The organism is Acetobacterium tundrae (genome assembly GCF_008086615.1).
Classification (GTDB): Bacteria; Bacillota; Clostridia; order Eubacteriales; family Eubacteriaceae; genus Acetobacterium; species Acetobacterium tundrae.
In genome coordinates, this window is sequence record NZ_RXYB01000011.1 from 1 (window position 1) to 12985 (window position 12985).

The following is a 12985-nucleotide window of genomic DNA, read 5'->3' on the forward strand; positions in this document are numbered from 1 at the left end:
TGAAGGCGATATCCACTTTATCCCCTTCCAACGAAACGGAGTTGAATAGTCCCGGTTTGTTGCAGTATTTCATCGCTTCAACGCAGGTGTGTACGTTGGGGCTGTCCACTGCGATCGGCACATCCGTGGCGTCCTGGACAATGTCGATCAGCCATTTCATGGTTTCCAGTTCGATGGCATCATCCACCGAAGCACAGACATCAATAAAATCGGCACCGGCTTCCGCCTGTTTGATGGCTAAATTTTTAATAAATTCTGAATCCTTGGCGGCAATGGCCTTCGCGGTGGAAGGAATGGCCCCGTTAATTTTTTCTCCAATAATAATCAATATTCTTATTACCTCCATATTTACAGAATTCTCTCGTAATATATTCCATCTTAGTTGACTGAGAGCAATTCTTAAGATATTGAGTGCTACATGTATACACCAATATCTTAAAGTGATAATAGCACTCTTTTTATTAATTGTCAATGGTATTAAATATGTTTTAAGAAAATTTATTTTTGAAAGTAAATCTATAACATGATGTTATTTTTATCTGAAACACCCAAGAGTTTAATGTATTCTTTTCTGTAATAAATCGTTCTTTTGCCAAACAACTTTTCATATCGATCATAAAAAGATTCTTCAACGACAAATAATGGGGTTTGTGATGGTAATTTTAGAAGTTTATCAATAAATATAGGCGAATCCTTGCCATAAATTGTTATTTTTCGATTGTGAGTAAATATTTTTAACAGCTCCCTTATTTGATTATGATCTGGACTCTGTGTGAGTGTGCTTTTATTTTTTAAGAAAAGTGCCTTACGATAAAAAAATTTAGTAAGAGATAAAGCCACAGCAACATTACCCACCGAATAAAGTTCAGGCAGACATAAGATTTTAGCTTTCTTAGGATCAGAATCATCTCTAAAATCATAAGTATCAGTTTCTGATATTTGTTCAAGTTTAATTTGATCGATTTTTTCTCCTTGATAGAATAATTCCATGGGATCAAAAGAAAGAATATAGTTGTTGTATTTTGGAATATTAACATAATAACCAACACGCTGAACGGCATAAAGGTACCCGTTATTTACGAGTCGGTTTAGCGCTTTTTTTACGGAAGACTTGCTGGTATCATAAATCTCGCAAAATTCTGATTCGGTTGGTAATTTATCTCCCGGTCTAAGGGTATTGTTTCTTATTTTTTTTATTATATCTTCTTGAATGACTTGATAAATCTGCTGCTTCATTTATTCACCTATTACTGAAACCCCTTCAATGCGGCATTTTTTGTAATGACAATACAATTGTCCAAATCCAATTGGTAAGCTTTCTTGATCCAAAATATGCTGTTGAATGATGATTACCGGATCTAAAGATGAAATATTCAATAAATTGATGATTTCATCAGGCGGGATTTCCATGCTAATTGCGATTTTTCGATGAACATCAAAGATCGATGTTCGGCTGGCAATAATTTCAGGAAATGTAATATAATTTATTTCTTTTTCCACAATGGGTATTCCTGTAAAATATGGGATGTATTTTATGTCATAAGCGACAATTTCGCCATCACTGTAAAGGAGATGTTTGATCACGACAATCCGTTTATCAGGCGAAACTCTCAACTGATAAATCAACTCAGCAGTGGGTTTGATAATTTCAACTTCCATCAGTTGACTTTCTTTATTTGAACCAATCAGAATATCCAGTTCATCGAATAAAAAGAGATATTTATCACGATTAATTTTTTTTGTAAAATAACCTTTTCCCGGCACAGAGTAAAGCAGATTTTCATCTACGAGAATGGATAGTGATTTTCTCACGGTCATTCGACTGACACTGTATTTAGAACAAAGCTCTTTTTCTGAAGAAAGAGGATCATTGGCACTGAGAAGACCGTAAGTAATCTGTTTTCGGATATCGTCAGCAATTCTTAAATAAACCGGTTCCGCCATATTATTCTCCCTTTATTTTTGTTCTTGAGTCCAGCTTTTTATAATATTAATTCCCTCGGTGGCATCACGGCTGAATGCATCTGCTCCGATAAAATGAAATGTTTCCTGAGTAAGGGGATTTCCACCAACAATAATTTTTATTTGATTTCTTAATCCATTCTCTTCAATAAGATCCACTGTGTTTTTCATACTTTTAATAGCGGTATGCAACACCCCGCTTAATGCAAGAATTTCAGGCTTGAGTTTTATAATCTGATCAACAAAGGTCAGTGGAGAAACATCGACACCAAGATCAATAACGTTGTAACCACACGATAGTGCCAAACCGGAAAAAAGGCCTTTTCCAATATCATGAAGATCACCCTTTACAGTTCCGATCAGAATAGTGCCATTATAATTCTGATTTTTCTTTGATGTGCTGGGCTGCATACGTTCTTGAGAAAGAATTTCTTTGAAAATAATACCAGACATCATTAAGTCAGCGATAAAATAGTTCCCGGTTTCGTATTCTTTACCAACGCAGTCCATTCCCTTTTTTAGCAATTCGATAATTTGATCCGGTGTATAACCGATCGCGAATGCCTGGTCAACCAACATTAGAATATCCTTTTCATTGACATCTTTCACCGCTTGAATAAGTAGCTCTTCCATTATAAACCCTCATTTTTTTAATTTAATTTTAGTATAGCATAAATATTTATTATAATGAATAGCCTTTAATTAAAAAAGAACTAAAACAGATTCCACAATTTTTCTTGTAAAACTGCCTTAGCTTGAAAATTCACATATTTTCAGACTATGCCAACAATTAAAAACGCATTTAAAAGCAGAAAGTGTAGTGTGAAATTCTTACTCCTGCAACCTAAATTGGATCTTTATCAAAATCTGACCCAGTCTACCAATAAGTATTGGTTTTCTTTTGGTTTTTCTCCATCCAGCCATTTAGGATACCAACAGTTAATCATTAAATACATTCCTTCTTTCGGGAAACCATCTGACCAGCTTTTGACAAAAATATTATCAACGTAAAATGCAACCTGATTTTCTTTGTATTCAATTCGATAGTCATGAAAATCATTTGTTGGATCAAAGCCAAGGTTTCCCACATAGACATTCTTTTTTTCACCATCTGAATAAGTCGTAAACATTAGGGTTCCGTCTGGCTGATTATAGAGTTCAATGTCAATTTCATAAAAATAGTCCGGAGCCTTGTATAGGAAAAACCCGGTAATCGAAGATGGTGCATCCGGTAGTTTCATTCTTGTTTCAAAAGCCCCGTAATCTTTAAGTTCTTTGGAATATATCTCTCCACCATTAAGAGTATTTTGGGGCATTTCAATGCTTAACAAACCATTATTTAATGTTACATTCTCACTTTTCAATTCACTTCTGCCAAGATTACCTTCCGATACTAACCAAACATTCCCATCCAGCTCATCAAAATTATCTTGAGTCTCAAAGACTAAAATCCCCTCTTTATCGACACTTTCAGCAATTTTTTTAGCATCAGAATTTTCAGGAGATTGGTCCCAAGCAATTAGATCAGTTTTATAGCTGCCACTCTTAAAATCAACTGGGATTGTCCAATCAATAACGACGTTCTCTTCTTTTCCCGAAGGAATCATTTCTTTCTGTATAGATGAATCGATCAAATTGCCGAGATTATCTTTAATTTTAAACTCAACCCAAACTTCTTTTTCATTTTTCATAGGATTAAGAATATTAATTTCAGAATTGACTTTTTCTCGACAAAAATATACGCCATTCGGGTGATGAAAACTTTTAATAACGAGGTTTTCATTATTTGAATGACAACCGGTAAAGCAAAGTACAGTTATACTTATAATAAACAATAGCACCTTTTTCATCATATCTCCCAATTTTTTTGGTACAAATCAGCTGCCTATTTTTTATTTAAGTTTATAAAGTCGATCCAAAATAAACAACATATGTTTTCTTTCTTCTTTAGTAATATTTTCAAATGTTTTATATTCATTCGATTCTTTTTCATATGCATTTAATTGCGTTGTATAGATATCTATGGAATTCTTTTCTAACTGCAATGCAAATTGAAAAAAATCTTTTTCTGAATTTATATCAAGATTTCTACCATTAATTGTAATATGATCGATTTGTTGGTTTAAAATCGATTCAATTTCTTTATCTGTTTTTTCTTCACTTAAACCTTTCCTTACAGATAAGTCCAACATTAATTGTTGATGCTTTGCTTCTTCCTGGGAAAAGGCGAGAACAACTGGTTTTAATTTATCGCTACATGATTCAGAAAATTTTTCATATAAATCTTTTCCAAGTTCCTCAATATGAGAAAGTTCTAAAAAATATTCTTGTAAATTCATTTATTCCTCCTTATTTGAAAATGAATTTCTTTTTATCGTACCCCAATCCTTACTTCCTTTTTTAAAATTAAAAAAGGATAGGACTCGCCACCATACTGTAAGCTGGCGATACAAAAATTGTTCTAAAAAGCTGTAAAGTATAAGTTTAGAAATTTCTTTAAACCCATTATATCGTTTGTACGAAAATTCTTCAAATAATATCCCTGAAAGTGAAAACAATATACCAAATAGAAAAGCCATCAAAAAAACAAAGATGAAGAAGTTTGAAACACTTCCGGTAAGGATTGCAATAATAAACAAGAAATAGCCAAAGGTCTCAATGACAGGACCGATCATTTCCACCAAAAAGAAATAAGGCATAGATAAAATTCCAACTGTTCCATATTTAGGGTTGAATATCATTTTTTTATGTCTCAGTAGGGAATCAGCCAGACCACGATGCCATCTAATTCGTTGAGATTTAAGACCTTTTAGCGTATCTGGTGCCTGTGTCCAACAGACAGCATCCGACGCAAAATCGATTTTATAATTCAGTTTGTTCTTTCTGAAATATTCATGCATTTTTAAAGTGAGTTCCATATCTTCACCGATGGTTGTACTATAACCCCCAACAGTGACCACTGCTGACTTTTTGAAAACACCGAATGCCCCGGAAATGATAAGTAGTGCATTGATTCTTTCCCAACCAATTCGACTCGTTAAAAAGGCTCTGAAATATTCAATAATTTGAAATCTGACAATGGCTTCCCTTGGTAATTTTGCTTCCAGTAGTTTACCGTCTTTGATAGTACATCCATTTGCGATTCTAATGATACCGCCGACAGCGATGGTATCCTCATGAATGAGAAATGGCTTCACAATTCTTAATAAGGCATTTTTCTCGATGATACAATCCGCATCAATTCCGCAGAAAAGGGGATATCGAGATAGATTGATACCGGCATTTAAGGCATCTGCTTTCCCGCCATTTAATTTATCCACAACGACAAGATTTGGGATGACAAAGGATCCATAGACCCCTCTAATTTCTTTACACTCAACTTGCATATTTATTTCCACGTCAATTCTTCTCAGGTTGAAGTAGTCAATTGTTTTTTTCAGCGTATTGTCTGAGGAACCGTCATTTACCACAATTATTTCAAATTCAGGATAATTCAGATCTAAGAGTGAAATGATATTATCGATAATTGTTGCCTCTTCATTAAAGGCAGGGACAACAACAGAAATTGGTTTTGTATAATTACTGATAATGGTGACATCATTATTAATGCGCTTAACGAATTCCGTTAATTTTCTAGAAGATATAAGTATTAATACGACATAAAACAAGCTGATACAAAAAAAATATACAAATATTATTTGGCTATAAATTGCAATACTGCTCAATAGTATATTCATCTACTCACACCTCAATATTCTTTACCGTATTGTAAACATCTTGATTGGAATTTAAAAAATAATAGGCTAAATCAGAAATATTTTCATCCTTTGATTTAAGTGACAAGTCGATGAGACTGAATAAGCCGTCTTCGCCCATTGCTACAATTGATTTAATTGCATTATATCGCACCCACCATTCGCTATCTTTTGTCATGTTTAGTAACGCATCCTCGACATCTTTAAATTTAAAACTGCTAAGCCCTTTTGCAACAGCCACTCGGACTTGCCAATTTTCTTCATTTTCATAGATTTTTATTAGTTCGGCAATATATTTTTCATTCTGACTGTTGCATAAAGCTTGAATGGCTGCTATTTTCACTTCGCGCTGGTCTTTTAAAAATTTTTCCATACGATCTGAATACTCTTCACTTTTTATTTCATCTTTTACCATGATAGTTTTTATGAAAATAAATTTACCTTTGACTGTTTCCTCTTTTTCAAGGAGTTCTAGCCAATCTATAAACTCAAGATCGAATTGTCTCAGAATTTCTATGATTCGATCGGTGACGATATTAGAGACCACTAATTTTTTTATGGCTGCTTCTTTTTTGTCATTTTGAATTTTAATACGTGATAACCCGAAATAGCTCATATAGCTGATATCCAAATCTTCGGATTGTGCAGAATCCATTAAAACATTATAAGCATTTTTTGATCCCATTAATGCCAGCTTTTTCAGATAAACGATGTTCATTTTTTTTTTAAATTTTTTAATTAATAAATTTACTAAATCAAGATTCACAAACTGTTCACTGAGATTTACATGATTTACTTCTGCATAATCTAGCATGATATCAATAGCAACGATTTTTAAATAAGTATTCTTTAATGTCCTACAGACTTCCGCCTTCTGATTTTCATCGTTTAAATAAGAAATGATTTTGGGCTTTAAATAAATAGATGACTTTTCATAGTGCTTTTTTTTAATCTTATCTTTTATAATTTCATAATAAATAGAAAACAGCAAGATGACGTTTACTATGATTAGTATATATATATTTAGAATAACGAATGACTGAATATTATTAGAAAACATCTTTTTTCACCATCCTAATTTATATTGTTGATAATTTTTTCAATCAAAGGATAATATACATTCCAATAAAAATAGTTTTGGTTGGAGTCTTCATCCAACGTTGTAATTTGATTTAAAAACGGAATGCCAGGTATGTTATAGATACTTGGCGTAGACTTACTGTCAGCAAAATCTCCGGCAAAGTAATAACTGGTATAAGACCCTGTTTTTCTCACAATTGCTGGAAACGTATTAGGGAGTCCATAATCGTCTAATAACTTTTGTCCCGTTTCGGTTACATCAAGCTTATAATTAGCAAGAATTTCAGCATTATTGTCTGCGTTGACAATTTCAAACCAATAATAATATTTTGAATTATTTTTTATTGAAAATTCATTATTGGCATTTCCAGAAAAATTGATCGTATTCAGTTCGCCTCCAAGTTCAATACCGTTTCTTAAAACTATTATCATATCGTCAGCACCAACTAAAACAATCCCGGCTCCTTTAAGGTCCCACTTCTGTCCATATTGCATTGCGTAATTTTCTTTCATCCAATTTGGAATTTCAACGTTTTTATTTGAAAGATCAGAAAAATATCGACCAATCCAATTATTCCACTTTATTCCGAAAATATTTTCTAAGCCTTCTCTCACCTGACTATTCGTTGGGCTGGCCAAAATATTGAATTCCCCAATAATTACATTATTGTCCAATGAGTTCCTGATAATACTCACTTCTTTTTCCTGTGTTCCCCCATAAATCATTCCGGATCGATTCCCTTGATTATTTTTTTTGTAAAATTCATCCGTATAGACCCCATATGTATCGGTTAAATAGATTAAATCTGGTTTTCCTAGATTATCCGGAATCTCTTTGATCTTATATTGTTCATTCGCTAATGGGAAAAAGCCATAATAATCCTCTTCATACTTAAATGGCTTGTTTGAATCCCCATTTTTTATTTTTAAATTATTCAATATCCACATAAATCCTTTATGTTCTCGATAGGTAGTGTCTGGAACCGTTTTGTCAATGATGACAATGTCAAGTATTTTAGAGGGTTGAACAAACCAGTATAAAAATGGAGCGGCCATTATAACAAGAAAGATTGATGAAAATATTCCGACCCTTTTTAGATTTATTTGTCTCTTCATGTTATCCCTCTCTAGTTGTATAGATTAAATGCGTCTTTTAATATGTAGTATGATGGTTTTAGTCGCTCATGATAAGTGGCAACATTCCAATCTTGCCAACTATAAAAGTTCATGTTGATGTTCTGATCGCTTGTTTTATTTAAAATCCCCACTCCAGCATAAATTCCATCTGTTTTTACTGGTTGAATGCCATCAATATGCAAGTCGTTCATTACCATTTTTGTAGAGGGATCCATGAAATTAAGCAGCTGCCACGGTATTCGGATTTCAACTATATTATCTTTTACACAGAAATCCGAAAGAGAATTAAAATCACTGTTATTCGGATTCCCATCTCCGTAAGTAAGTTTTCCTGTCTCATATTGGCTAAATGGGAGAATAAGCTTATCTTGCGGTAAATATAGCTCTTTGTTCAGACATAAATACATGGGCACAAACTTACCACTATTGTTGATATCATAATCGGGATTTTTAGGAATCATATTTAATTTTTCCCCGTACAAATACTGAAAGCTATCGTAATAGGAGTCAACCATTATTCTTGAATTATCTTTCCCATTGATTGATATTAAAAAATCAGCCGCTTTATCAAAATTAACACCATTATTACTCGAGCTTCCCTGGTTTTGCAGAGTGTCTACAGGAATAATCAAGTTGTCTTGATCAAAATTAAAATTTGATGTTTTTGCCATAAAATAAACATAAGTTTCATCCGATTTCATATAAAGTTCAGTCCCGTTAGTTGTACTAATAGGTGTACTCCCCTCCCAATCTTTTGAATCCCCATCAACATAACAAGTACTTTCTTTTTCACCTGAATCGAAAGCCAATAACCCAAAGTGTTGTTCATTCGTTTGAACATTATCCCAATAGGGTCTTCTTTCCGGTAAATCAAAGTCCATCGTATTCCAAGTTCGTTTAAACCATTCATCCTGAAATGAAAATACTAAGCCCCCGGCATAACCTGCGTCATAGATGTCCTTTAACATGGATGCATCCATATCGCCCTGTTGTGTTTCTGATACATCCCCTTGATTAAAACCCATACTAGCATTGTCATGAGCCTTGCCACGGCCAGCTGGTATTCCAAACTCAGCTACTAATACCGGCATGGTATGTTGCTTTTTTAAATCATTTAAATAAGCCGCATAGGTATCAACATTTCCATTCTCATCTTTATAATTAGCATATTCATTTTGATAATTCATAAAATCAGGATAATATGGATAAATATGATAGGATGCAAAAAGGCCCGGTTTGAATGTATCTTTTTTCTTAATGTGTTCAGTATTTACGGTAACGAGATCTTCATTTGGCAGCGGTTCATTGGGATGACTCAGCATATCAGTTGTGGGCCAATTAGCAAAACTGACAGTTTTTTCCATTTTATAATGATCCGTTTCGTACTTGATGCAATTGTCCCCTGATTCACATAAGAAATTCTCAAACGGTGACGCATCGGCACTGTATAAATAAGTTCCATCAAAATGTGTGTTTCCCGAATTGTTATTATTTGTTGTTAAAACAAACTCAGGGTCCCACTCGATTCCCAAAATATAACCGATAACATATTGCGAAACATCTGCTTCATACACTCCATAGGCATGACCAGTCTCTTTTTTTATGATTTTATTTCCGTGTAATACATCAATGGTGGTTTCAATATCACTTTTGAAATTATCCATGATTTTCGGATTATAGGCATCCAAATAGGTCGAAATATCTTCCTCATTAATCCATACACCTTGAATTAAATATAAAGGATTTTGGGCACTTTGATTATACTCGTAAAGAGCATTATAGAAATCCGGCTTAAGGATTGTGTAAACTCTGATCGTATTTGCATTCATCTCGCTGATATATTTAAACCAACGCAGATAGTCATCTTTTGTTGCACCAAATTCGCCAGGAAAATAATCAGGGACACCTGTACCAATGTTTACACCTTTGATAAATTCTTTTTCCCATTGATTATCTTTAAAAACATAAAAAGAATCAGAATCAACCTTGGCCATATATTGAATGGAATCCGCATCGGTGTACATGGATATTTGATTGCTCGTCATCCTTGTATAAAAGTGATAACCGATAAAACCAATTACAGTAAGACAGATTAGAATAATGACTATGATAATATTTTTTCTCATTATTGCGTTTCACCTTCACTATATGAAAATTTATTTATATTGTGAGTATAATATGGTACTAACATAAATAAGATATAAAATAAACAATTATTGTCACTTCCAACTCATTCATATTTTGAAGCTGATTAGATACAATTAGCTGAAGTTAATTGTTGATTGACCACAAGTTTATTGTAATATTTCATACGTATGTTCACAATATTTTCCCAAGAATATTCAATTGCAATATGATATGCTTTTTGGCAAATGGTATAATATGCAAACTCTTCCATATTCAGAATTTCAAGAATGCCTTCGGCCAGTTCATTTGCATTTTCACTTTCAACAATTTTTCCTACCGCAAAGGATGGTAACCCGCCCACCCGGGTTACAACGACGGGCTTTTTACACCCCATCGCTTCCAGAGCAGCAATCCCAAAACCTTCGGAACGGGATGGGAGCACACTTAATTTAGCAATATTATGTAACATAGCCAACTCATGTTGCGACCGCTGCCCAAGGATCAGTACATTCTCCATGTGCAGTTTTTCGCGATTGCCTTTACCTAAAGAATCAATATTGCCGCTGCCCATGATCAGAATATATACCTTGTTTTTTTTTTGAATATATTTATTTGCCTCAAGCAACACATCGATCCCTTTTGTTTTTGAAATTTTTCCGCAAAAAGTAACGATTGGGTAATTCTCTAAATTTGGATAACCCATTTTTGTCATTACCGTTTTACGATTTAGCTTTTTATTTGGTCGGAATATGGTTTGATCATAGCCATTCCCGGTAACAATGACTTTTTTGCGATCAACATCATATAAACTGAGGACTTCCTCTTTTACATAGTCCGAAATTGTGAAAATATATTCCGCTTTTTTAGCAGACTGAATTGTAATACTCTGCTCTTCGTAAAGTCTTAGGTAATTTTTCACAACTGATTCCCAGGAATAGTTTTCGACACTGATCTTACGGGCGCGTTCTCTAATCGTCTGCCTAACTTTATCATTCATACTGCTGTAATAATCCAGAAAAACAGAAATATTTTCGGCCAGATTAAGCACTAGATTTTCATTTAAGAATAATTTATTCAATTTATATTTATCAAAAATATCACAAAATTCATCCACATATATTTTAATAACCTCAGAAAAACCACTGTGATTTGTCTGTATCGGAATAACCCCGGATGAAAGGGCTTCTGCTGCCACCAGACCGAATGCTTCCGGAAAGATTGAGGGTGCCACAGTTATTTCTGAACAAGCGATCAGGCTTTTTAAATGATTGTGCCCTAAAAAACCTGTCAAAACAAAAGCTGACCCAATTTTTCCCTTAGCCGCTGAAAAATAAGCCTGAGCAAAATCCTCATCTTTCAATTTTACTGTTAACAAAGAAAAAAAATTCGCTGAATTGGGATCAATTTCTTTATCGTATAAATCTGGATGTGTGATCAGCTCAATATATGCTTCTTTCTCCCCTTTATTCAATGCCTCAATCATAGCTTCAAAGTATGTACGAGAGGAACCAAATCCAATAAGAATAAACCGGACGTCCTGATGATCCTTCATTATCAGCGGTGCTGCTGCAATCAATAGCTGAACGCCTTTTGTCCATAAATATTTTCCGTAGTACAGTACAATCTTTTCATTTTCGAAGTCAATCTTTTTTAGCTTGCTGATAATATCACGATCCGTTTTCCAGATACCTTCATCTGAATCCAGATTGTTCTTTAACCGCTTTTCTTCGATTTCCAGCTCGGTCACGAGTTTGTTGATCACATGTTTTTTTTCACTGCTGTCATTTAAGGTCATAAATTTTTCCAGATCCACGCCACCTGATATTGCGATTGATTTTTCTTTGAGCCTGGAATCATTATTAAAAAATTCCAGAAATTCATTTTCAGAAAAACGACTCACAAATGCAATTCTGTCAGCGTTTGCATTAGCTTCCTTAGCGTAATCCTGGAGCAGAGGACTGTTTCTTACTGAAAAATTCAAGCAGCTGCCGTGAACCGTCATGACATGCTGACACTGACCCAAATGGCTTCTCGCTACATAAACTGGCTGCATGATCGTATGGTTTGTCCAAACCATATCGGTATGGGTATTCACCAGGGCGGTATTAATCGCTTGTCGATTGTTTTCAATATAAGACTCTATTTCTTCTTTGGTACAGCTGGTAAATGTTTTTACCTCATACCCTTCATATTTGTCATAAACATAAACCGGTAAAAAACCATTGAGGTTGGGACGATACAAGTCGCATTTACCCATATATGGTGTTTTTTTACTGTAAATCATCCGACTTTTGCTATTTTCGCCATTAAAATCGAATGCTTTCTCAATAAAATCGAATTTGTCTGGGTCATTTTCCTGACAGAAGAGATTAACCTGATGACCTATTTTGCATAACTCCCGGCATACATTTTCAACAAAAAGGTTGCTACCGGTTCCCTTTAAAAAATACCCATGTACAATTACGATTTGCATAGAATTTCTCCAATCCATATTATTAATACGATAATTCTAGTTTATAAATATAAATTGCAAATAAGTTCCTGTTAGACAATCTCGTTTGCCTGTGACTTTAAGTTATTCGTGTGATCAACCCATTCCAAGGGTCTCGTTTTCTTATCCAGTGCTGGATGCTTTACATGTAGATTTTGGAAAATCTGGTTTTAAGTCAGTTCTCTCCTTTAATTAAATCCGCAGATTTTTCTATTCAACGACTTATGCACTTTTTTTAATTATAGTGAGAAATGACTTTTTAGTATTATTACCCAAATATAATGAAAATTATATTTTTTAATTATTTTATTTTATTTCAGATGAACATGATAATAGGTCATCTAGCTTTTATGTTTTCTCAAAGCTAAGAGATCTTTTGCCCAATAATTTATTTGTATTCTCCATAACAGATATATCTTTATTATACCCACAA

At 33.8% G+C, this 12985-nt stretch carries 11 protein-coding genes; all 11 read right to left on the reverse strand.

The window, feature by feature from the left end; genetic code table 11:
- The coding region (locus FZC40_RS09865; RefSeq protein WP_186843783.1) for a dihydropteroate synthase at window positions 1–328 on the reverse strand (328 nt) is incomplete at its 3' end.
- Window positions 329–516: 188 nt separating this feature from the next.
- Window positions 517–1236, reverse strand: coding sequence for a GntR family transcriptional regulator (locus FZC40_RS09870; protein ID WP_148603833.1), 720 nt, complete (start codon window positions 1234–1236; stop codon window positions 517–519).
- A complete protein-coding gene (locus FZC40_RS09875) occupies window positions 1237–1944 on the reverse strand; it encodes a GntR family transcriptional regulator (protein WP_148603835.1) in 708 nt (235 codons plus the stop codon).
- 12 nt (window positions 1945–1956) lie between these two features.
- Window positions 1957–2595, reverse strand: a complete 639-nt coding sequence (locus FZC40_RS09880; protein WP_148603837.1) for a cobalamin B12-binding domain-containing protein — start codon at window positions 2593–2595, stop codon at window positions 1957–1959.
- Window positions 2596–2822: 227 nt separating this feature from the next.
- Entirely contained in the window at window positions 2823–3815 is a 993-nt protein-coding gene (locus FZC40_RS09885) for a glycoside hydrolase family 16 protein (RefSeq protein ID WP_148603839.1), read from the reverse strand.
- Window positions 3816–3854: 39 nt separating this feature from the next.
- Entirely contained in the window at window positions 3855–4301 is a 447-nt protein-coding gene (locus FZC40_RS09890) for a ferritin family protein (RefSeq protein ID WP_148603841.1), read from the reverse strand.
- Window positions 4302–5699, reverse strand: coding sequence for a glycosyltransferase family 2 protein (locus FZC40_RS09895; RefSeq protein ID WP_148603843.1), 1398 nt, complete (start codon window positions 5697–5699; stop codon window positions 4302–4304).
- Between the two features lie 4 nt (window positions 5700–5703).
- Window positions 5704–6777, reverse strand: coding sequence for a HEAT repeat domain-containing protein (locus FZC40_RS09900; RefSeq protein WP_148603845.1), 1074 nt, complete (start codon window positions 6775–6777; stop codon window positions 5704–5706).
- 14 nt (window positions 6778–6791) lie between these two features.
- Entirely contained in the window at window positions 6792–7736 is a 945-nt protein-coding gene (locus tag FZC40_RS09905) for a hypothetical protein (RefSeq protein ID WP_186843784.1), read from the reverse strand.
- Between the two features lie 188 nt (window positions 7737–7924).
- Window positions 7925–10060: a family 2 glycosyl transferase gene (locus FZC40_RS09910; RefSeq protein ID WP_148603849.1), complete on the reverse strand. Its 2136-nt coding sequence runs from the start codon at window positions 10058–10060 to the stop codon at window positions 7925–7927.
- 125 nt (window positions 10061–10185) lie between these two features.
- Window positions 10186–12534 (reverse strand): glycosyltransferase family 4 protein, encoded by a 2349-nt coding sequence (locus FZC40_RS09915; protein WP_186843785.1) that lies wholly within the window; start codon window positions 12532–12534, stop codon window positions 10186–10188.
- Between the last annotated feature and the right edge of the window lie 451 nt (window positions 12535–12985).

Excerpts from the sequence above, each read along its gene's own strand:
- FZC40_RS09895 (WP_148603843.1), bottom strand. The coding sequence starts at position 5,699 with ATGAATATACTATTGAGCAGTATTGCAATTTATAGCCAAATAATATTT.
- FZC40_RS09870 (WP_148603833.1), bottom strand. The coding sequence starts at position 1,236 with ATGAAGCAGCAGATTTATCAAGTCATTCAAGAAGATATAATAAAAAAA.
- FZC40_RS09915 (WP_186843785.1), bottom strand. The coding sequence starts at position 12,534 with ATGCAAATCGTAATTGTACATGGGTATTTTTTAAAGGGAACCGGTAGC.
- FZC40_RS09900 (WP_148603845.1), bottom strand. The coding sequence starts at position 6,777 with ATGTTTTCTAATAATATTCAGTCATTCGTTATTCTAAATATATATATA.
- FZC40_RS09885 (WP_148603839.1), bottom strand. The coding sequence starts at position 3,815 with ATGATGAAAAAGGTGCTATTGTTTATTATAAGTATAACTGTACTTTGC.
- FZC40_RS09890 (WP_148603841.1), bottom strand. The coding sequence starts at position 4,301 with ATGAATTTACAAGAATATTTTTTAGAACTTTCTCATATTGAGGAACTT.
- FZC40_RS09880 (WP_148603837.1), bottom strand. The coding sequence starts at position 2,595 with ATGGAAGAGCTACTTATTCAAGCGGTGAAAGATGTCAATGAAAAGGAT.
- FZC40_RS09910 (WP_148603849.1), bottom strand. The coding sequence starts at position 10,060 with ATGAGAAAAAATATTATCATAGTCATTATTCTAATCTGTCTTACTGTA.
- FZC40_RS09875 (WP_148603835.1), bottom strand. The coding sequence starts at position 1,944 with ATGGCGGAACCGGTTTATTTAAGAATTGCTGACGATATCCGAAAACAG.